Genomic DNA, 22,921 nt, shown 5'->3' on the forward strand with positions numbered 1-22,921 from the left:
AACAGAATGTTATATAGTAAATTAAGGCGTAGGACTAACCACCAATACATTGTCCAAACCTTGCCACATGTCATCAACGCTATCGCTTGAAGTCTCCACGCACAACACAATCAAATTCCAATCGCTAGGCTCAACGTTATAGGCAAAGTTAGTCATACCAAGCCCATAATTATCGCTAAAGCTTAGCATGGTGGTAATCGCACCACCTAAAGCAATGGGTGATCTTGTCAAAGCGCTAAAGTTAACCGTAGCCGTTGCCTCAGAGTCTTTAGCCTGACTTTCAAGCCATTCAGCCAATAAAAACGGCAGCCATACAAACTCATTACTGCCTAATACTAGAATTCGTTCAGGCAACTGCTGTTTGTCAAACGGTGCTTGATCACTAAAACTCGTCAATGCTGCTTGAAAGCTCTTCAGATAGTTATCGAATCCATCGGTACTATCGAGTGTGGGGAAGCGTCCCCACTTGCCCGTGTTGCCTAATGACTGACTACCAGCGTCAGTGGTATCGACCGATGGCATGATGATGGGTTCAGGATTGGGCGCATCCGTCCATTGCCAAGCGCCAGATAATAGGTGATGACGATGAAAGTCAATGTTCGGCAAGCGAGCAGATATGGAGTCGTCTATATCTGCTGCATCTTGATTCTGACTTAGAGACCAGTCAACCAACGTGGTGAGATGCACTTGCTCTAATTGGCTTAGCCCTGCATTGCATAATGCTGTGACGACATTGACGCAAGTATTACCCGTTGACGCTTCATCGTCGACCATAATCAGAGTTTTACTGGCCAGTAGCTGCGCTTGCGTGGCTTTATCAGAGCTTTGATAAATGAGATGCTGGCTAGCATGGCTGTGGTCTTCGCTGAATGTGGTCAGCAACGTTTCACTGTTATCATCATTGTGTTGCGCATGACGCGTAGAGTTCAACAATAAAGCATTAGGGTAACGCGTTTGTAGTGCTTGATGGACGCCAGCCGATAAGCCAACGGCCGTCTCTGCCATACCAATAACCAAAATCGGCTCAGGTAAATCGCTAGGCACTAAGTTTGCCAAATCCGTAAAAGCACTACGCATCGTACTAGGCGCTACCGGAATATGACGGCCTAAAACCTTTGATACGAATAAAAATGCACGTTTTGGGTTAATACGTTGGGCAAATCCGAGTAAGTCTTCTAATTGATAGTTGTCATCTTTTTGCGAGTCATTTTTAGCCGCTGCTGGATTAATTTTATAGGTCAGATCAAGCGTACCACGAGGTAAAGAGATACTTCGCTTATAAGTTTTATTAGATGTCGTATTGTTTTTAGAATCAGTTATCACTTAGTTCTACTCCATATTTTTCACAGAGATAACGTAGGTCGCCATCTATATTTTGATGTTTTGGCACAAACTGCCATTGGTTGCCAGTTCGGTTTAACGTAAATAATATTAGGCTTTTACCTGATTTATTTTGGACGTCAAATTTGCCTGAGAATAATAATGTATTTTGTTGCTCATCAGTGATATTTAATTCAATACTGGTTTGCTGTGGGTCAATTGCTAAGCTTCCCAATTCACTTGATAGCACGAAGTTAAGTTGTTCAATGCTAGTAGGTTGATGGTTTAGATCACAACTAAACTCAGAGACTGATGTATTACTTTCGAGCTGTTGGTTTAGCTCGATTGAACCATCCTCGCTATGCGTTTGACCATAAAATATCATATCTTCATCACCGCGTACCTTTGCAGTGGGAGTCACTCTAAATAAGACGGCATCGATAGTAGGTGCTGTTGATATTTTGACAAGAATAGGAGCAGCTGGGAACAGGTTAGAAGTTGGCTTAGTATTAATTGTTTTTTTATTAGCAGTTGTAGCGGCTGTTAATGCCTTCTGTATTTTAATCTTTGCCCACATGCCATTAGATTGCTTTCTAATATCATATAAACGCAATGCAATCATTAAATTAGAAAATTTATCATAGCCATACTTATCGAGTTTGATGTCATTATGGTTTTTACTAAGCTCGCTGGCTATATAAGATAGATTCGACCAACCATTATGGGCGTTAATATTTTCTTTGATTATTTTATTTAATAAGTTAATTAAGTGCGTTTGTGTTTGTAACTGTTTAGTCGTCCATTGTTTTGATGAATTATTATTAGGTGCTCTTTTAGGAGAAAGGGTTGTTTGCGTAGAATTGCTATTATTCTGATCGACCAATAAATCTTCTACGTAAAAGAATTTATCACAAGCCCGCGAAAACGCGCTAACCGTGTTACGCTTTCCAAAGCCAAATACTTTTACATGGTTTTTGCGAATGCGTAAAGCCAGTGAGGTAAAGTCACTATCACTTGATATGAGACAAAATCCATCATAGTTATTGCTATACAGCAAATCCATGGCTTCGATGACCATGCCTATATCAGTGGCATTCTTGCCTTTAACATAAGCGAATTGCTGCATAGGATCGATAGCATATTTAAGTAATGCTTCTTGCCAACTTTGAATATGAGTATTTCCCCAATCACCATATATTTTTTTGCAAGTAATATGACCAAGCTTTTCTATTTCTTGCAAAATATGGCCAATATTTTTTGCTGATGCATTATCAGCATCGATAAGTATGGCTATATTTTTGAGCTGAGCTGACATTTATATTCCCTAATACGTTTTCTTTAAGTCACTGTTTTATATTTTTTAGGTTCGTTCCATGATTCTTTAACCTCAACCTTGACAGCCAACCAGCCATAGCGCACTACGGCTTTGTTTGCTCAACTGCGGTGTGGTTAGTGGTGGCACTTTTGTATGAGGCGAGTCTGATAAATCACCTAAGCCAATGCCAGCACTGGCCAGTAGGGCAGATAATAACTGAAATTTCACTGCATAGTTCATGTTTTGTGCATGCTCGTGGACGAGGCTAGAGGTTACCATGCCGACAACTTCACCAGTAGGCAGTAATAAAGGGCTGCCACTAGATCCGGGCTGAATGGGTGCGGTGAATTGCATATAGCGAATATCATCGCCAAACCCTGTCAGACCTGAGATACAACCTTGCGTGACTTGCAGTTGGCTACTTAGTCCTGACAGCGGGAATCCCAATGTCGTAATGGTCTCTCCCAAATTATCAGAGCATCGCTGTGCTAATGGCAAATAGCTAGGCAGAGGTTCGCTCACTCGAATAATAGCTGAGTCGCTGCCAATATCGCTGAGGACTACTTGCGCTTCGCGATCAGGTTGGCCTTGCTGACGGATACCAATCATCGCCGCCGACTCAATGACATGATAGCAGGTCAATAGGTGATAGGGGTCAATAGCGAATGCCGTTCCCGTCCAAGTTTCGCCAGGCTGAACGTGACGTGGGGGACGCGACTCGTTGTTTGGCTGAGTTCGCTGTTGCTGCTGAGCCGCTTGAATTAGCGCATGCGTATCTGGCGGACGGGTATCGAGACTGATTCCGACTCGATGCTCTACGCTTGCTAGTCCTTGCGTAGAGCTTTCACCCAGTGCACGGCATTTAAACTGGCCATTACGTCGATATATTTCCAATACAATGGCGGCTTTAATATGACGCTCATTTGCAGTGAAATCATATTTAATCGCGCCATTATTGAGTGTTAGACAGATATTGTTGAGCTCAATCGCTGGCAAGTTGAGGCTTGGATCATGATAAACATATGCAATCAGTTGCAAAGAAACAACAGCTTGCGTATCAAACAGTTTGGTCAAATCTAGCTGCCATACGTTTGGATTATTATTATCGTCTAACTGAGCCCAGTCCTTAGGCTCATGAAGATAGGCAGGACTACAAGCTGCTTTACGATGTTCATCTAACGGCAGCCATATCAGTCCAAGTTGCTGCCCAAATATAAGCTGGTCTGTTGTAGAAAAAGCAACCGAACAATTAGATTGCGTGATAATCGTATTTGCTCCTAGCACTAACGCGGTCTGTACAGTCATCATATGCCTCTAATTGAGTTGATTATAAATCATTATAGACAGTTTTTAGATAGCTGTTTAAATAACTATGGGGTCATTATAAAAAACCGATATTTGTCTATTGTAGTGGTTTTTGTTTATAATTTGGCATAGAATGATTAAAATACCGTCATGCCGATCTTGAATAAAAACATCTAGCAAATAGTGAGATTCAAAAACCAATCCAAGCTATCCTTTTAAAGCCCTGCGATATATTTATAATTAGATAAGATAACTTTCCATTTTTATTCACCACCACCTATCGGATAATATTGCCATTTATCCGACAATATTAAGTTAAGTCTTGTCATAATATATCTATTCGGTAATAATGCTGCTTAATTACTTCTATAAAGTAACTAAATTTTATCAGATTAGGATTAAGTAGTAGTTGTATATCTAAATACCATCTATGAGTACCCCTCTTGCCTTAAAAGTATAAGAAAATAATGATATATAAAGCTGTGCTTAATTATGAGTGATAAAAAAATTATCAAAAGATTAAAATATATGGATTTGGTTGTTTTATAACACTCATAATTAAAAGAAAAAAATGTATTAAACACTGCTTTCTCATTGTATTTGTGCGACAACAAAGTCGGCAAACCACAAGTCTGAAACTGAATTTATATTAATCGTTGAGCTTGGCCAGATAGTTTGTTATCAAGAAAGTTTAGCGATATTTTTAGAAAAGGAGTAATCTTTGAAATTTTCTTGTTCATTGGAAACGTCTTCTGAGCGGATTCGTTTGGTTAATGTTATCTCGCCACTTATTAAAGCAGGTTACCAACTCGTAACCCAAAGACAAGAGCCTTCAGAAAACGGTGGCAACATTATTCATGTTGTTGCCAAAAGCCAGGGATCAAAGACACAAGAAGATTTAATCGATGATCTTTCTTCTATCGAAGGCTGTACACTTTTTCAGCTAGAGATAGATGGAGAGGGAAGTGCGGATACAATACCATCAGCAGTAGCATCAGCACCACCACCGGTAACACAAGATTTGGATCAGAAAAATGCGTTAGCAGCTATTGGTGCACAGTATCCTGATATTGCCGATATCGTTAGGCACTATGAGGCCAGTTTGCCACATGAGAGTCGTGCTAAGGCAATGCATGAATTAGGACGCAAAGTGGGAAGTGGGATCTACAAGCGTGACTATTCACTTGGTAGCCCATTAAAAATGCCAACCACGATTAATCGCGAACTTGTACCAGCATTAAAGAGCTTTTCTAAAGTTAAAGCTAAGAACAATTTGGTTGCCTTGACTAAATGTCCATTCTGCAAGTTGTCAGATAGCAACCATTCAGGCTGTCACTTTGTAGTGGGTTACATAGATGGTTTCTTATCAAGTAATCCTGCCGTAGACAGAGTTCGGGTTGAGGAATCAAGTTGTGGCGCTGGCACTACCAATATTTGTGAATTTATCATCTGGTAGAAAATAATTATTCATAGACAGTTGAATGCCTATGAAAAACAGTAATAAATGCATAAAGCAATGTCAGTTCATTAAAATGCACATTGCTTAAGCTCAGTTTTTATTAAATATAAAGGTCGAAAAAATGATTGAAGTTGAATATAACCTGCTTTTGGTGTTTATCTCATATGTTATTGCCGTAATGGGCTCTTACGTTGGTCTAAACCTTGCCATTCGCGTGCCATCAGCCAAACCAGGAGGCGATCTGTACTTTTGGGTAGCGTTATCTTCAATCGCGATCGGTGGTGCCATTTGGTCTATGCATTATATTGGTATGATGGCCGTTGATATGAAAATGCCGGTCACTTATGATTTGGGTTTGACCGTTATTTCAATGCTACTTGCTATTTTGTTTGTGGCCGTTGGTATTGTTATCGTTGGACGCGGCGCGTCAAGTATTGCCAAGTTGATCAGTGGTGGCGTGCTTACTGGACTGGGTGTTGCAGCAATGCACTATACAGGTATGGCTTCAATGCAGATGGATGCAACCATGTCATATAATATACCACTGTTAATCACTTCAATCGTCATTGCTATCGTGGCAGCTATCTCTGCGTTATGGTTGGCATTTAACCTACGTGGTACGGTTCAGCGCTTTGGTAGTGCATTCATTATGGGTATCGCTGTTTGTGGTATGCATTATACTGGTGTAGCAGCGATGGAGATGAGCGTTACAGCGGGTCACACAATGTCTATGAGTCATACACATGATGGTGCGATTAATTCATCGATTATCATCTTTATCGGTTCAGCGATTGTACTTGGCTTACTATGGTTCTTAGCATCTAAAAATGCTCCTAAACAAGAAAACTTAGTATTCGGCGAGTAATGATATAGTTGATTCAGTTAAAGAGAGAGTCAAAGCAACCGAGTACAGAGGTATATGTGATATCTCAAGCGAGGTTAACATGTCACTCTTTTATAGAGGATTAACTATAAGCCATTGTTGTTCTGTTTATTGAATGGTTAATACAATAAAAAGGTTTTTAGATATTATTCTAAAAACCTTTTTTTGTGTGGAATAGCTGATGTATAGCTAAGGGATTATCTACAGTCTAATCCATTGTAGTTTCTTCGATTTTTACACCCATCATGATTGAACGTACTTGGCAAGGTACTATCTTTTGAGCGATATCAGCTAGCCTTGGTTTATCAGTCAAGCCTAACCAGTATGCAAAGCCGACCTGTGTTAAATCCACACCGCTATGAGTTGTGTAGCCAATACCACCAGATGGGCGACTATTAATCTCAAGTACACGGTGCTGACCCTCATCATCGGCCTTGGTTTGTACACTGACGATACCATCACAGTTGAAAGCTTTGATTAATGGAATGACGACATCCATAACGGATTGCTCGTAGCCGATATGCTGGATTTTCCCTGTTTTATAACGAGTAATAGCGGCCAGTACTTCACCATATTCGCATGCTACATCGATAGAGTACTCTTGCCCTGACAAGTAAGGCATTAATAGCATTGGAATAGGGCGCTCATGCACCATTAAGCTGTTTGTATACGCATTTATAAATTGGGCAGTGCTGATTTTCTTCTCTTCGGTAAAGTATAAATGCTCAAAGCTATCGTATTTCTCTTCTTCTGTTTTACCTAAATCTAACCGCCAAAACCCTTGCGCAAAAATACCAGTGACTGGTTTGACACACAAAGGCTGATGGCCATGTTCGGCAAGTAGCGCCTCAAGCTGCTCAGTCGTATCAAAGCGCCACGCATCAGCGACAGGTATGTCATGAGAATGGCACTGTTGCATAAAAGCAAATTTATCATCGATTGATTCTAACGATGCAACACTGGTTGCGCCGGTCAATAAGCGAATACCTGCTGCATCAAATACCTCTCGATGGGCCTCATAATCAATACCATTTCGACCAGTCAATAATACCTTTACGTTGTGCTGTTGAGCCTGTTCTAGGACGAACTGCCAACGCGGTATAACGGGCTCAGGTTCAACGTCCACTTCATCGAGGCTACCTATAGAAGCTATAGTAGGTTCAAGATAGACATCATCCGCAAACTCAAAAATTTCAGGTCTATCGTGACGGTGTGAGGCGATGATATTGAATGGTGTCTCAGATTGGGTCTTTAATGCTTGTAAGCTGGCTAACATATCACGCTGGCTTGACTGGCCTTCGGCTAACCAAGCTGCAGTTGGCGTTGTATGGTGACTATCGTTAGCAATGTTATGCATAATTCTCTCAGCAGTATCATAAGTGTTAGATATAATTGGATAACGAAATACCGTTATCGCAAAACCAACAGCAATCTAGATAAGCTAAAAATGTAGTTAACCATCCAAGTCATCATATTGCTGATAGTAGCGCTATTATATACAAATGCTAGGCGTTATAAATGATACTGATAAAATAGTATGAACAAGAATGCTTAAGATTTATTGTGGGGTTTTTAGTACTTAACAGAAGGCGTGTACCGACTAAAAATCTTGTAATAACCGTGCTACTATATGCTGATAGTAGACATAATAAATACATCGATATAATAAATAAATGAAAGGATGAGTAATGAGTCAAACCCTAATTGCAGGTGCCAATGCGCCACTACCGACGGACAATATTAGTATTCGTATCTTAAGCCAAAATGCGATTGATTGTGCTGCTTATCGCCTAACTGCCGATGGTAAAGTGCGCGGTGATGGAGACATGATATTTTATGGGCAGACACGTAGCGATGATAGCAGTGTCAGCTTTCGTGGTCACGACAGCGATGGCTTTTTTGACATCAATTTGCCAGCTCAACCTGCAAATATTGAAAAGATAGCGCTCGCATTTTCTAGTGATAAAACACTTGCTCAAGTCGGTGATGTTGATATTCAAGTATTACAAGGCAGTCAAGTACTGATGACTTGTCAGCTCAGTAGCGCAGGCCGTAATGAAAAAGCGATTATTTTAGCTGAGTGCTATCGTAGGCAGGGCAGTTGGAAGTTTAGATTTATTGCTCAAGGTTTTGAAGGTGGTCTAAAACCTTTGTCAGAGCATTTCGGTGTTGAGATTGCTGATGAAGCGCCAGTTCAGAATCAGCCACAGAGTCAAGCCCAAAACCAGTCACAGAGTCAGGCTCAACCTATCAACACGCAGCGTCCAATCAATACTCAAAAACCGGGTAGCGCCCCTCAAGCAAACACACCACCACCGATACCAGCCAATCCCGCCATAAATCTGAGTAAAGTTACCTTAACTAAAAATCAATCTAGCATCAATCTCAAAAAACGCGATGATTTTGGTAAAATTACTGTGAACTTAAACTGGAATCAACGACCGAATGCTGATCAGCAAGCACCTAAAAAAGGTCTCTTGGGTGATCTGTTCAAGCAACATAAAGCGGGTGGTATTGATCTGGATGTTGGTGCGATGATTCACCTGAAAAATGGTGAAAAGACGCTTATTCAAGCATTGGGTAATCGTTTTGGTAGCTTGCAATCAGCGCCTTATGTTTGTCTGCGTGCCGATGATAGAACAGGGCAAATAAGTGGTGGTGAATGGCTGGATATCAATGGTCAGCAGTGGTCGCAGATTGAGGAGGTCTTTATCTTCGCCTTTATCTACGAAGGGGCTCCGAACTGGGCACAAACAGATGGCGTGGTCACCATTGCCGTACCAGAGCAGCCACCGATTGAAACGCGTTTAACAGAAGGCACAGGCAACTTGCCCATGTGTGCAATCGCTCGTTTGGTCAATCAACAAGGCAGTATCAATGTTGAGCGTATCAATCAATACTTTAAAGGTCACCAAGAAATGGACAAAGCCTTTAATTGGGGATTTAGCTGGAAACGTGGTAGTAAGTAAGTCGCATCATTGAAGGTATCTCTATTTCAGATAGTAGATTAAAGACAGTTTGGAGAAAACAATGAATAGACCAGAGCCTTTCACTGTAAATGAGGTTATCCTTTCTCTAATGAAAGTTTTAGAGGATAATTATTTTAAAGTTATTTTTGATGAAATAGACAGAAGCCCTGATTTAGAAAGTACAACTCCTGGGCTTATAGTAAATCCAGATATTATTACGATTTATATGGGTAAAGAGCATATTGTAATAGAGTTTTCTGGCTCAGAAGTTTTGAGAAAGGATTTTAAAGAGCGTTATGGTTTTGAAGTAAGGTTTTTTGACTTTTCGCTAAATGATGGTAGTTTGTTAAAAAATATTTTGGGGTTTGGGAAAGATTATAATAATAGATTTTCTCCTCCAATTTTTGGTGATGTATTCGATTTAGTATGGGCAACGGACGACGGATATGAGAAGCTTAGAGAGTTAAGATGGAACTATTTTGCTCAAGATATGATGTTGATAATGGGTTCTTCTATACCAACAGTAGTCTCAGGTAGCGCATGTAGTTTAATAAATTCTTTCTTTTTCGATGCTAATGAAACGGGTTTGAAAACTAGACACATAAAATGGATGAATTTCATTCCTATTATTTATGATGATGCTGATAGCAGGCATGATACATTTAAGATTAATGAGGGACTTATAAGAAAAATAGCTATTGAGAATGCGCATACTGTTTATCCCTTGCCTGAAGAGTATAAAAATATTCACTTGCCAAAGATTAATAGATTTATTGAGCTTTGGGGTAATGAAGAAACATCAGAGCCACAGATAACTAAATTCTTAGAAGAAAATAGTTTTATCTTAAAAATGGCATTTGGTGCTACTGATATATATGCTGAAAAAGAATGTATTTGGCAGACAGAAAACAAAAAATCTATCAGACCTGACTTTTTTATCAAACGACCTCATAGAGTCGATATTGTAGAGTTTAAACTCCCTACTATGAAAAGTAGCTCTATTGTAGGTAGAGAAAATAGAGAGTCTTTTTCCGCTCAGTTAAACTCTTATGTAGCCCAGACTAGAACGTATGCTAATTATTTTAATGATCCAAATAATAGAATATGGGTACAAGAAAAGTATGGTATAGACGTCTACAAACCCCGACGTATCTTGATCATCGGACGTAGAGCAAATTTTGATAGAGAAGAGTGGAGAGAAATAGTTGCTGATTATAATAATTTTGAGGTTATGACATTTGATGATTTGGTAGATGGGGTCGTCGCTCAGTTCTATCATGAATGAGAACTGAATTACTGTATAAAAATACGCTGTTGAGCTATGTCAGCAGCGTATTTCCTTAATTGTAAATAGCTCAATACCTACGCATGCGGTGTGATAGCAGGCATCAAGTCATGAAAAGTGCGACCAGACGCTGTTTCACCAATGGCATGCATTTTCCATTCATTGTTATGGCGATAGACTTTTGCCATTACCATCGCTGTGTGTCCACCTTGCGCTGATAAGTTATAGCGGGCAACTTCTTGGTTGTTATTGGCATTGACGATACGACAAAATGCATTTTCTACGGTCTCAAAAGTCTGACCAGTAAAGCTATTGACGGTAAATACCAGCGATACAACATTAGCAGGAATTCTAGATAGGTCTACGTTGATGACTTCATCATCGCCATCGCCATCACCCGTACGGTTATCACCAGTATGTACAATGCTGCCATCTTTTGATTTTAGCTGACTGAACCAAATAGCATCGACCGCCTGTTTATTGCTATCAAACATGATGCATGAGGCATCAAGATCGATAGAGTCGCCACCACTACCGCCACCGAATAATTTACCTAAGAACCCACCTTTTTTCTCTTGTGGACCTTGTGCGACGTCCCAGCCTAAACCTAGTTTTACCTGCGTGAGGTCACCACCAGCTTCTTTGCTAAGTGAGATTTTTTGACCTTTTTGTAAGCTAACTGCCATATGATTATCCTTATAGTATCAATATTGAGAAATATGAACTGAGTGTAGTGTTACCACTCGTCTTCCTTGCTATCTAAGTTTTTAAAAATGTTGTAATAGTTCTGAGTAAAGCGTCGAATAAAAACTGTATATGACAACGTCCAGTTATAAGATATTACCTAACAAGCCATTACTACCACCGCGACCGCCTGAGCTACTACCCAGGACACTTTGTAGCCAGCCTTGGTAGCTATCACGATTGCGTGAACAGATAATGACTTTGCCAGTACCAGAGAAGTTCAATACCATGCCTTCACCACTGGTGACGGAGTTGATGATATTGCTCATGAATCCTTTTTTCTTGCTGGTAGATACTGACAGCTTATAATCTAAGTTGGAGTCCCAGCAGACCACGTGACCATTATCGATGATAACGTCTTTACCTGCTTCTACATCGATCTCGAATAGTGAGCCAAACCCTGATACCACGACCTGACCTTGGCCTTGTGTTTGCATAACCATAAAGCCACCAGTATCACCAAATACTGCACCGCCAAGGTTGCGTTGAATATTGGCTCTGATATCGACTCCAGTTTGTGCCGCGACAAAAGCGCCATCGCTCAACGTATACTGCTGAGCACCGCAATCAATGATTTGCATATCACCATCGAGCGTGGGCGCAAGCAAGCAATCACCTTCACCATTGACCGCTTCGATTTGCTGTTGAAATAATGACTCATCATTAGCAAAACGGCGCATAAGTGACTGCATCAACCCGCCTTGCAGCTTACCTTTGAGCTCAAGGTTTGATTCCATCATCACCATTGCATTGGCTTCACAATAAATCGAGTCGCCTTTTTTGAGATTACAATGTAAAAAAGGTTCGATGGTACCGATTAAGCTAAATGTTGCGGCCATGACTTGCAAATCCTTATTCTAATTTTTTAATATGTGCGCTTGATAGCTATGTTTATGGCTGTTTATGTATATGGTTCTATATAAGCTATCTTCAAGACTTTGGCTTTTTGGGTTAGCCAATTAAAATTAAAGCCATCAAATGCGTTAAAAGGGCACACTTGATGGCTTATTTATATCGTAATCAACTATATGATTGCGATATTTATTTTGCTAAGCGATTACGTCAAAGCTAAAATTAGTCAAAGCTAAGCTTATACGTTTACGCCATAAGAACCCGCTAATGGTCCAAGACCACCGCTGAAGCCTTGACCAACGGCACGGAATTTCCAGTCGCCGCTGTGACGATACAACTCACCAAAGATCATGGCCGTTTCAGTGCTGCCGTCTTCTGATAGGTCATAGCGTGCAATTTCACTGCCGCCATTGTCATTAACGATACGGATGTAAGCTTCGCCTACTTGACCGAAGTTTTGGTTACGGGCTTGACCTTCATAAATGATGGCACAAAGTGCTACTTTATTAACGTCAGCTGGAATGCTCGCTAGATTTACTTTGATAGCTTCATCATCGCCATCACCTTCGCCAGTACGGTTGTCGCCTGTGTGCTCAACAGCGCCATTGTCTGACTTTAGGTTGTTAAAGAAAATAAAATCTTGGTCGTTACGTACTTTACCTGCTTCATTGACCAAAAAGCCAATCGCATCCAAGTCAAACTCTTGACCGTCAGTAGCGCGTGGATCCCAGCCAAGACCGACTGTAATATTGGTTAAGCCTGGCGCTTCTTTTGATAAGTTTACGTTGCCGCCTTTTGTTAAGCTAATAGCCATATAAATATCCTATTGATTAATAATTGATTAATAAAAAAATGAACTGAAAGTGGTGCAATGGTTGATACGTAAGCACAGACAATAGTGCTACCTGTATATCACGGCCTGCGTATCATTACGTTTTACTATACTAAGCGTTTGCTTAGTAAGCAAGGCGTATTTTGTGCACTTACTATATGTTTCCTAAGAGACATAATGTCTCTGTATATCTGATACTTTTTAACAATCTTAATAGCAATACTTAAGGTATTGTTATCAAAAGTAAATTGTTGGTCTACTACCATTTGTAGATTAAATAAGAAAAATCGGTATTTAGCTAATAAGAGCATATTTTCCTAAAGAAAGCTTTAAAACGAAAAAGGGTCATGCCAATATATTTAGCATGACCCGAAGTAAAACTCATCATGTTTAACGGTGCACATCATTTTGAATAACTCACCGATAAAAGCATTAGATGATAGTCTTTAATCACCGAAAACCGACCAGCCAGTTTCTTGTACAAACAGCTCTAATGCTTTGGTTCCAAGCTTAGAGTTTCCTATATGATCGAGCCCTGGAGACCAGACGGCGATAGAACCTTCACCTGGTGCTATCGTTAAAATACCACCGCCAACACCACTTTTTCCTGGCAGACCGACACGATAGGCAAACTCACCAGAGCCATCGTAATGACCACACATCATCATCAGCGAATTAATCCGGCGAGAACGCTGTGCATTAATAACTCTAACGCCTGTGTGTTCATTGATGCCATTAGATACTAAAAATAGGCCAGCTTGAGCTAACTGTTGGCAGTTCATCGCGATTGAGCATTGATGAAAATAAGTACCCAACACTTTATCTACATCATGCTTTAGACGACCAAAGGATTTCATAAAATAGGCCAACGACGCATTTCGATCTTTATGTGCCATTTCAGATGCGGCCACTTTGTGATCAAAACTGATTGAGTCATCGTCTGCGATAAAGCGAACAAATTGCAGTATCTCGCCCAATGTCTCTTTTGGCTCATGACCCATCATAATCGCATCTACTACCGCAATTGCACCCGCATTGATGAAAGGATTACGTGGCCTGCCAGATTCATGTTCTAGCATCATGATAGAGTTGAAGGGGTCACCAGATGGTTCGCGACCGACGTGTGTCCAGAGCGCATTACCTAACTTGCCAAGACCGATGGTTAAGGTAAATACCTTTGAGATACTTTGAATAGAAAACAGTGTGCCAGCATCTCCCGCTGTATAGACCTGTCCGTCAGGTGTCGCTACCGCAATACCGAACTGATTTGGGTCGACATGAGCCAGTTGCGGGATATAATCTGCCACTTTGCCACGATCGGTTTCATTTGCCATTTCTTTAGCAATGTCATCAAGAATTTTTTGTATATTGATCATGTAGTCGTATTTTTATGGTGTTGTTAGAGGGTGGAGATTTTAACTGAATAAAGGATGATAGTAATCATGGAATTGTATTTTAATGGTTGGTTATCTTAATTATTGGTCAATCTGGTATACCGATGAATGCCTCATATATTTATAACTTGTTACTTTAATTAGGCTATAAAAAAGCAGGTCATATCAATTTTTTGATATGACCTGCTTAAATACATCACTAGATGCTATATGAACGACATGCCTTAATTCAGACTTGCCTTTTCAGCCTTACGATAATTAAGTGATGCAACAAATGCCCAACCAATAAAGGTAATGCCGATCAGACCAGTAATGAGTTCTGGTACATGGAACTTAACCGACAACAGCATGATAATTGCCAATGCACCAATCGCATAATGTGCGCCATGCTCAAGATAGACAAACTCGTCAAGCGTACCTTTATCGACCAAGAAGATAGTCATAGAACGTACAAACATTGCACCAATAGCAAGACCCAACATGATGACAATAACGTCGTTGGTAATGGCAAATGCACCAATAACACCATCAAAACTGAATGAAGCATCAAGAACTTCTAAGTATAAGAAGCCGATGATACCACCTTTCATGATAGCGCTAGTCGCTGCTGCACCCGAACCGCTTTCTTCGTTTTCTAAGCCTTCTTCGAGATCACCTTCGAGCATGCCAGAGACAACCTGTACGCCAAGGTAAACAAGAATACCCCAGACACCTGCAATTAAGACGGCACCTGACTGCTCAGCGCTGGCCCATGATACGGCAATCATTAAGACGATGAGAGCGACAAACACGCTCATAGCATCGACTTTGCCGAGCTTAGCCAAACGGCTTTCTAGCCAATCAAACCAATGAACTTCTTTCTCATCAAAGATGAAGTTCAAGAAAACTAATAGTAGGAAAATACCACCAAATGCTGAGATTTCAGCGTGATGCGCCATTAGTCTGGCTGAGTATTCTTCTGGTTGATACAGCGCTAGATTGATAACTTCCATCATGCCAAGATCAGCGGTAACCGCGACGATGACAATAGGGAAGACCAAGCGCATACCAAATACTGCAATCAAAATACCAACGGTTAAAAATATCTTCTTCCAAAATTCGTCCCAGCCCTTGAGGACTGAAGCGTTGACCACCGCATTATCAAATGATAATGAAATCTCCATGACGGCCAAAATAGCGGTAATAGATAAGGTGGATATCATGCCACCCATACCGCCATGTGAATATCCCCACCATGCCGCTACCGCTAGGGCAATGGCTGTGAAGATAAAATCTAAATAAAAATGTCTCATGACACATCCTGTCTGGTTGCGTAAAGCTAAGGTCGGCCTATTATAGACACAAACTGCAAAAAAGTGGTTATTGCTAACCACCTTTGATAGGTAATTCTAAACGAAACGCAGAGCATTACTAGTCATTTGGTCACTATAAATTGTGACTATTTGCAACTATGTCAGCTCTACGTTTTGGACGTGATAACGACGACTGATAACCACCTAAATGTTAATAAAATAGGGTTTTAAATATCAACGCCATATTGCTGGCACATCGCCTGTAGACCACCTGAATAGCCTTGACCAACGGCGCGGAATTTCCATTCACCGTTATGGCGATATACTTCGCCAAATACCATTGCCGTCTCGACAGAGTAGTCTTCAGCCAAATCAAAACGTACGACTTCGGTGCCTGTTTCTTCATTAACGACACGGATAAAGGCGTTGGCTACTTGGCCAAAGTTTTGACTACGTGCTGCAGCATCATGAATAGTCACGGTGACGACAATTTTGTCGACATCAGCAGGCACTTGAGTTAGGTTTACTTTGATAACTTCATCATCACCATCCCCTTCGCCAGTACGGTTATCACCAGTATGTTCAACGGCACCATTGTCAGATTTAAGCTGATTATAAAAGATAAAGTCATGGTCGCCGCGCACTTTACCAGCGCCACTTAGCAAGAATACGCTCGCATCAAGATCAAACTCTGCACCTGATGTGGCACGCTCATCCCAGCCAAGGCCGATAAGTAGCTTGGTTAGGTTTGGATCCGTTTTGGTTAGCGATAAATTACCGCCTTTATTAAGTGATAAAGCCATGAGAATATCCTTGTTATTAGAGTAGGGAGAGGTGCAATATTAAAGCAATAACCATGCAAAGAAGTACAGCTAAGCGAGAAAAGTAGATAGTGGGATTAACATTATCAAAAAACTATCGCCGCAAAACTATTGCTTAATAACGCCCTATCATAACAACAAAAAATGACCCAATCAAAGCTGATTGGGTCATTGTTATGTTTCATAAAAAATTGAGCGTAAAACTTAAGATTTAGTGGCTTATAGATGACCGTTTATATGATTAGTCATCTGTAGGCGCTTATCTAAAAGCTGTCATTTAAAAGCTCTGGTGACAGCCATAGCCATAAGATTATAGACTATCGCTTAAAAACTTTGACGATGACGAATCTCAAAGCTCTGATGGATTGGCTTTTTGATATTGAAATCAAAGCCAATGGTTTTTTGCGTAATCTCAACAATATCGTAGCGCTCAGTCAACTGCTCATCGAGCTCAAAGCGGGTAAAGTTGTTTGAGAAATACAACACACCATCTGACGTTAAGCGATTCATGGCGCGATTGATAAGGGCAGCATGGTCACGTTGTACGTCAAAAGTACCTTGGAACTTTTTAGAGTTTGAAAAGGTCGGTGGATCAATGAAGATAATATCAAACTGCTCGGTATTGTCTTTGATCCATTCGAAGATATCAGCAGCAACGAATTGGTATTTATTGCGGCTAACGTCCAAACCATTGAGTACAAAGTTTTGCTTGCCCCAATCTAGATAGTTCTGTGATAAATCGACACTGGTGACTTTTTTCGCGCCAGCCAATGCAGCGTGAACACTCGCTGTACAGGTATAAGCAAATAAGTTCAATACCGCTTTGCCGCGGCTGTTGTCCTTGATTCGTGCACGCATGTTACGGTGATCGATGAACAGACCGGTATCAAGATAATCTGTAAAATTCACGTAAAGATAAGCGCCGTCTTCGCGCGCAACATGAAACTTGCCACGTTTTTCTGTGGTGTTCTGCTTGCTATATTGATCATTACCAGACTGGCGTGCACGCGTTTTGATAAAGATTTGTTCGCGGTTAATACCGAACACTTCACGTATCCCCATCAATGCTAAGTTGAAGCGCTTTTTAGCTGTTTCAGGTGGGATAGTCTTTGGTGGTGCATACTCTTGCACATGAGCGTAGTCGCCATATAAGTCAATCGCGACTTTGAAATCTGGCAGGTCAGCATCGTAGACACGTACATTACTGACGTTGTCTTTTTTCGCCAGTTTTTTAAGCTTGGCAAGATTTTTTTGCAAGCGGTTGATGAAGTCTTGTCCATCCTCTACTTCAATCTCACGTTTTTCAAAGCGACTCACGAGGTTGCCCGTTTGTCCTGCAATCAAGGTACCATAGCGGAAATAAACGGTGATGGCACCATTATGACAACGCAACGTTTTTGGTTCTTTAATTGGTAAGATATCGACTTGTTCGACATGAGATGCCAGTATGCCAAGCATTGGATCAACACCACTACCGGCAAAGCTATCTTGCAAAATAAGACCAATCGCTTGATATAATGGCTTAATCATTTCTTCATCACCCAAACGCTCACCATAAGGTGGGTTGGTAATGATTAAAGGATTGCTCAATCGACCATCACTGACGAGGGGGCTTAGTACAGCACCCAACTGGTCAAGGGCGCGTGTCTCGATATCGAGCAGCGGCAGTAAATCTTGTAAGCCTGCGGCAATGATGTTTTTTTCTGTGGCGAGAATCGCGCCACTATCAGCGTCGAAACCTAAGATTAGCGGTAGGGTGTCAGGCTGCTCGTTTGCAATCTCCAACGCGTCGCGGAAACGTGTCTGTGCATCATTAATCATTTCTTGCCAGAGCACATCGTCATGATGCTGCCATTGATAAAAACCAAATTGATTGGCGGCTTTATCGATACCAACCGCATAATCACAATGCATGAGTAACGCTTCAATGATGAACGTTCCAGAGCCACACATAGGGTCGATTAAGGCATTGTAGAAAGGCGCATTACCCTCTTCGTTCTTTTTATGCCAACCAGCACTATAAAGCAGGGCGGCAGCCAAGTTTTCTTTTAAAGGTGCGTCTGTCATGGCCACACGGTAGCCACGGCGATGCAAGCTGGTACCTGATAAATCTAAATATAGTTCAGCTTGTTTGTCATTTACGGTGGCAAAAATAGAAAAATCTGGATTTTTGCTATCGACGTTAGGACGGCTGTCATAAACTTCATTGAAGGTATCGGCAATCGCATCTTTAATACGCAGCATGGCGAACTGCTGGCTAACGGCAACGCGCTTGTCTACAGAGAGACGAATCGCAAACGTTTGCTCCAAGCTAAATTGCTCAGTCCAATTAACCGATTTTGCCAAACCATAAATCTGCTCAGCCACGTCGTACTCGGCATTGATGTTTTTACGTTTAATCAGCATTAACACACGAGAGGCGACTCGCGACCAAAGGCAAATAGTATATAGGTCGCGCAAAGTACCTGTAACCGCTAAACGGCCCGTACTTTTGACTTCGCTGGCAATACCAAAACTGGTCAGTTCGGTCTGTAGCGGTGCCTCAAGCCCATCGGCACAAGTGATGATAAGGTCAAGCGACAACTCTGGCGAAGCTGCTACTAAAGTTGAGGGCGCGGTTGTTTCGGTCATACGGATACCTGTGGGCTAAATTGATAATTAATGCACATCATAGAGTAAGATGTTTAACCGGCAATTTTACCATATTTCAATAAGTTTAGTTTAAAAGCTATCTAGGATTATAAGATTGAATGTCACAGTAGTTAATAAACCAGTAATAAACTGGTAAGTTAACGCAATATTTGTTTTATACTAAAAAAATGGAGACGATAACCACAGTAATCGTAGCAGATGACCATCCAATATTTTTGGAGGGTTTGATACTTTTGCTTGCACGTGTAGAAGGGTTGAATGTTGTAGGCCATGCGACTGATGGCGATCAAACATTACATCTAATAGAACAGTATGAGCCAGATATTGTCTTAATGAATGTCACCATGTCTGGCATGAGTATCGAAAACATCATTCTCTCGGTCGAAAAGCAATCACTCATCACGCAATTGATTGCATTGACTACTGTCAATGATGGTGCTAAAGCAAAGCAATTACTCAATATTGGATTGTCAGGTTATGTGTTAAAAAATACGGCCTTTGTAGATTTATTAGCCATTATTAAGCAGGTTCGTACAGGCAAAAAATTCATATCCCCGTCATTACTCGCTAGTCTGAAACCTATCACAGCAGAAATCAATAAACCCCAACTCACTAATCGCGAAATTGAAGTGCTAACCTGCATCGTAAAAGGGGATAGCAATAAAAAAATCGCGTGCGATCTTGGTATCTCACAGCGGACCGTTTGCTTTCACATGAGCAACTGCCTTAGAAAGCTAGAAGTTTCTAACCGTACACATGCCATAGTACAAGCAGTCAATCATGGGCTGATAGATATTGACTTAAAAGTATATGATTTGAAAAATGGTTGAGCTGGATTGAAGAAGCGGTAGCACTAAATTGGAGTCTACATTAACGAATAAACCACCCATCATAAAATGATAGGTGGTTTATTAATTGATAATTAACGTCTTCAAAATTCTATGACTTCTCCATTACTCTCTTGTCAGGTTTCTCTAAAGAGTTATAGATCTATTTTAGAATCGTTTTAGAGTAGCGCTTTTTTTCATTGACATAGATTTAGGCTGAGCTTTAGATTCCACTTTGACTCTAGCAATCTCTTTCTTACCATCACTAATGACGAAGCTACCGGCACTACCATTAGAGCCAGACGACTTGTTTCCGCCAACTTGCCAATTAACCCAATAATCAGCAGATTCGCATGTTTGGGGGAAGAATTTGTTACCACCATTAAAATATGTACCTACTTGTACACGATACCAGTTGTTCGGTTTCATGTCATAACTTGATGAAGTATTACCATGATTTATAGGATTAGTGATGTGGAAATTGGTATAAAATGCGTCAATACTAGTGCCCCAACCTGGTGACGTAGGTACGGGTGAACCTAATGCACCTGGTCCTTTATCATATATAGTCCATTTGGATATCAATGCATTGATAGGTGGCTTCATGCTATGCACATAGTTCAAGTAGCTTTGCATCTGATTGTTAAATTGTGATGTCGCTGAGAAATTAAGACGATATTTTGCATTTGATCCGCCACCGGGTTGAAATACCGGGGTTAATTGTCGAATGATAGCTTCTTCATTGATGGGTGGGCAGCAGTTATCAGCAGGTATATTAATGACGACATCATCAAAATCTATTGGAACCAAATCACCTAAATTTGTAGCCTCATCAAAAATTATGGGACCCGGTCCAGTACCGCCATCGCCATCGTCAGCACAACCTTTGATATTGACAAAGGCTTCATCAAAATTCATTGAATTATCCATCGCTATGACTAATGAATAAGTATTACCTGCTTGTACTTGGCCAGTGTAAGACACCAAAGTCCAAGGGTCTGTGTGAGAGTTACCACCTGAGAGAGCGACAGGGTTAGATTGACCAACGATTGAACCAGTAAATCCTGTTCCGTTACGCAAGGTGACAGTAGCGTTGCCTCCACTATCGCCTCTTGTAGAAAAGTAGCCACCAAAAGTTGCTTCACCAGTACAGGATGATGTGAAAGTTTGATAGAAGTCATTACTTCCATTAGTAATATCAAGATAATGTCTAATAGTCCCTGACGCAGTACCCGATGCATCACTCCGAGGGCCATCTCCCGTGGAATTAATGCCTTGGTTGGTTCTGATGACGTTTGAAGAATTACCCGAACCTAATACCCAAGGAGTAATAGGGTGACCTATATGGTTGCCAAACCCACTGGCAGGCGGACTTAGCTCAAAGCCTCCATTAATCAGTTGATTTGCAAATGCTCCCGTTGTCAATATTAAACTAGCACCAGCTATGCTCAAAGCTTGAGTGAGTCTTAATTTGATTTCCATGCGCAGAACTCCCTGTCAGTAATCAATTGATTATGCCCCTAGATATTTTGTCAAACCTATTCAACGGTCTATTAGTATCTGTTTGCAGCATAACAAGGATTTATCAAAGATGTACCTGTAGATATCTACAGGTATAGAGTTAGGGCATGTCATCAATTAGCAATGTAATAAACAGTCTATTGAGTGCATAATTTTTTTATTACGCTAACAGAACAGCCATAAACTATTATTGGTTTTATTTGATATTAAGGCTGAATGTTGTTTTCAGGCTGAGCATGGTTGTCTGGTGCTACCCGTTGTGTCGTCGTTGCAAAGGGTTTAGTCGCTATGGGATAGTCGACGTCTTTTGGCATCAGCAAACGCATATGTGGATAAGGCGTTGAGATGTTTGCTGCATCGAAAGCGCACTTGATATCTTCTCTCAAATGTTCTTTGATTTTTGGCATACGTGCCACAGCTGCTGGTTTCACCCAAAACCGTACAATAAAGAACACACCATACTCACCAATCTCTGCTACGGTGGCCGAGGTTTCAGGACGGCTAAGTACCACCTCAGTGTCGGTCAGTACTTGCAAAATCTCCTTACGGGCAGTGTCAATATCATCTTCGAAAGCAATACGTACACGAACATCAAAGCGTATAAAGTTTTTGGAGGTTAGGTTAATCACTTCGGAGGAGGCAACATTAGAGTTTGGAATAATGACAGTGATGTTGTCTCGAGTCAGAATGTGAGTGGTACGTAAGGCGATGAGTACCACACGGCCCTCATTCTCATTGATATGAATCCAGTCGCCAACTTGAAAGGACTGCTCAAGTAAAATAGTAATACCAGCGATAAAGTTAGCAAGCGTCGATTGAGCAGCAAAACCGACTGCTAAACCTACAATACCCAAACCCGCTACTAGTGAGACGATATCAAAGCCAAACTGCGCCATAACACTGGCAAGTCCGAGTACCAATAGCAGCACGGACAAGATATTTTTAAGGAGCTGCTCTATGGAGGCGTTGAGGCCATAATGCTGTAGCACTCTGTGAATGATTTGTCCCGAGGAGGCCCAGAGCACATAATAGATACCGGCCCAGGTACTGGCCTTTACCGTCGCTTTGATGGTATCTGGTTCAAAGTAAATCTGACTCATAATGGCGATTAAACTGGCCACAACCCATATATAACGTAGCACTGAGCGAACAATTTTAGTTCGACGCTCATTTAAACGTATCTTTGCTTTGCTTTGCTTGAGGATATAAATAGCCAACCAATAAAAAAACCCTAATACCGCAAGCAGTATTAGGATTTTGATGCCAGTACTTGCCAGATCCACTGCTTGAGATGACCAGTCAAGTGACTCTTCATCTGCAGATCCACCAAGCGCAAGATAGAGGCTAGTATGGAGATCACGTATGATCTCTTTGAAAAAATCAGTAATACTAGCGATTGGCATTTTTTGGTCCATGCAGATTTTGGTATATGCAAAGTATTTAACATAAG

The 22,921-nt window shown here is 41.0% G+C and carries 18 protein-coding genes; 5 read left to right on the plus strand and 13 right to left on the minus strand.

Annotation, left to right across the window (positions count from 1 at the left end):
* Positions 1–21: 21 nt before the first annotated feature.
* The 3 genes from DFP82_RS05150 to DFP82_RS05160 form a co-directional block, all read right to left on the minus strand.
* Entirely contained in the window at positions 22–1,242 is a 1,221-nt protein-coding gene (locus DFP82_RS05150; RefSeq protein ID WP_425450591.1) for a phosphoribosyltransferase domain-containing protein, read from the minus strand.
* 70 nt (positions 1,243–1,312) lie between these two features.
* Positions 1,313–2,635, minus strand: coding sequence for an NYN domain-containing protein (locus DFP82_RS05155; RefSeq protein ID WP_110922665.1), 1,323 nt, complete (start codon positions 2,633–2,635; stop codon positions 1,313–1,315).
* 72 nt (positions 2,636–2,707) lie between these two features.
* Positions 2,708–3,943 carry a trypsin-like peptidase domain-containing protein gene (locus DFP82_RS05160; protein ID WP_245905643.1) on the minus strand — a complete coding sequence of 412 codons (1,236 nt, stop codon included), beginning with the start codon at positions 3,941–3,943 and terminating at the stop codon, positions 2,708–2,710.
* Between the two features lie 718 nt (positions 3,944–4,661).
* Between DFP82_RS05160 and DFP82_RS05165 the strand changes: the two genes are divergently transcribed.
* The gene (locus DFP82_RS05165) at positions 4,662–5,396 is read left to right on the plus strand and encodes a hypothetical protein (protein ID WP_110922667.1); all 735 of its coding nucleotides are present in this window, start codon (positions 4,662–4,664) and stop codon (positions 5,394–5,396) included.
* A 124-nt stretch (positions 5,397–5,520) separates the two neighbouring features.
* The gene (locus DFP82_RS05170) at positions 5,521–6,264 is read left to right on the plus strand and encodes an MHYT domain-containing protein (RefSeq protein ID WP_110922668.1); all 744 of its coding nucleotides are present in this window, start codon (positions 5,521–5,523) and stop codon (positions 6,262–6,264) included.
* A gap of 226 nt (positions 6,265–6,490) precedes the next feature.
* Here DFP82_RS05170 and DFP82_RS05175 read toward each other — a convergent pair whose 3' ends face one another.
* Positions 6,491–7,639: an ATP-grasp domain-containing protein gene (locus tag DFP82_RS05175; RefSeq protein ID WP_110922669.1), complete on the minus strand. Its 1,149-nt coding sequence runs from the start codon at positions 7,637–7,639 to the stop codon at positions 6,491–6,493.
* A gap of 331 nt (positions 7,640–7,970) precedes the next feature.
* Here DFP82_RS05175 and DFP82_RS05180 point away from each other — a divergent pair, with 331 nt between their 5' ends.
* Positions 7,971–9,251, plus strand: a complete 1,281-nt coding sequence (locus DFP82_RS05180) for a TerD family protein (RefSeq protein ID WP_110922670.1) — start codon at positions 7,971–7,973, stop codon at positions 9,249–9,251.
* A gap of 61 nt (positions 9,252–9,312) precedes the next feature.
* Complete coding sequence (locus tag DFP82_RS05185; protein WP_110922671.1) at positions 9,313–10,536, plus strand: Shedu anti-phage system protein SduA domain-containing protein; 1,224 nt, start codon at positions 9,313–9,315, stop codon at positions 10,534–10,536.
* Between the two features lie 77 nt (positions 10,537–10,613).
* Here DFP82_RS05185 and DFP82_RS05190 read toward each other — a convergent pair whose 3' ends face one another.
* The 7 genes from DFP82_RS05190 to rlmKL all read right to left on the minus strand — a co-directional run bounded on the left by DFP82_RS05190 (position 10,614) and on the right by rlmKL (position 19,102).
* A complete protein-coding gene (locus DFP82_RS05190; protein WP_110922672.1) occupies positions 10,614–11,222 on the minus strand; it encodes a TerD family protein in 609 nt (202 codons plus the stop codon).
* A gap of 144 nt (positions 11,223–11,366) precedes the next feature.
* The gene (locus DFP82_RS05195) at positions 11,367–12,119 is read right to left on the minus strand and encodes a TIGR00266 family protein (protein ID WP_110922673.1); all 753 of its coding nucleotides are present in this window, start codon (positions 12,117–12,119) and stop codon (positions 11,367–11,369) included.
* Between the two features lie 251 nt (positions 12,120–12,370).
* Positions 12,371–12,946, minus strand: coding sequence for a TerD family protein (locus DFP82_RS05200; protein WP_110922674.1), 576 nt, complete (start codon positions 12,944–12,946; stop codon positions 12,371–12,373).
* A gap of 464 nt (positions 12,947–13,410) precedes the next feature.
* Positions 13,411–14,340: a glutaminase gene (locus tag DFP82_RS05210; RefSeq protein WP_220034717.1), complete on the minus strand. Its 930-nt coding sequence runs from the start codon at positions 14,338–14,340 to the stop codon at positions 13,411–13,413.
* Positions 14,341–14,582: 242 nt separating this feature from the next.
* The gene (locus DFP82_RS05215) at positions 14,583–15,650 is read right to left on the minus strand and encodes a DUF475 domain-containing protein (RefSeq protein ID WP_110922676.1); all 1,068 of its coding nucleotides are present in this window, start codon (positions 15,648–15,650) and stop codon (positions 14,583–14,585) included.
* Positions 15,651–15,877: 227 nt separating this feature from the next.
* Positions 15,878–16,453, minus strand: coding sequence for a TerD family protein (locus tag DFP82_RS05220; RefSeq protein ID WP_110922677.1), 576 nt, complete (start codon positions 16,451–16,453; stop codon positions 15,878–15,880).
* A gap of 342 nt (positions 16,454–16,795) precedes the next feature.
* Positions 16,796–19,102 (minus strand): bifunctional 23S rRNA (guanine(2069)-N(7))-methyltransferase RlmK/23S rRNA (guanine(2445)-N(2))-methyltransferase RlmL, encoded by a 2,307-nt coding sequence (gene rlmKL, locus DFP82_RS05225; protein WP_110922678.1) that lies wholly within the window; start codon positions 19,100–19,102, stop codon positions 16,796–16,798.
* Positions 19,103–19,290: 188 nt separating this feature from the next.
* On the opposite strand from rlmKL, the gene DFP82_RS05230 reads away from it, so the two are divergent.
* Complete coding sequence (locus DFP82_RS05230; protein WP_110922679.1) at positions 19,291–19,953, plus strand: LuxR C-terminal-related transcriptional regulator; 663 nt, start codon at positions 19,291–19,293, stop codon at positions 19,951–19,953.
* A gap of 165 nt (positions 19,954–20,118) precedes the next feature.
* Here the strand turns inward: DFP82_RS05230 and DFP82_RS05235 are convergent, their stop codons facing one another.
* On the minus strand, positions 20,119–21,432 hold the full coding sequence (locus DFP82_RS05235; protein ID WP_110922680.1) for a hypothetical protein: 1,314 nt from the start codon (positions 21,430–21,432) through the stop codon (positions 20,119–20,121).
* Between the two features lie 245 nt (positions 21,433–21,677).
* Positions 21,678–22,874, minus strand: a complete 1,197-nt coding sequence (locus tag DFP82_RS05240) for a mechanosensitive ion channel family protein (RefSeq protein ID WP_245905645.1) — start codon at positions 22,872–22,874, stop codon at positions 21,678–21,680.
* Between the last annotated feature and the right edge of the window lie 47 nt (positions 22,875–22,921).

It is taken from the genome of Psychrobacter fozii (assembly GCF_003217155.1).
Lineage (GTDB): Bacteria > Pseudomonadota > Gammaproteobacteria > Pseudomonadales > Moraxellaceae > Psychrobacter > Psychrobacter fozii.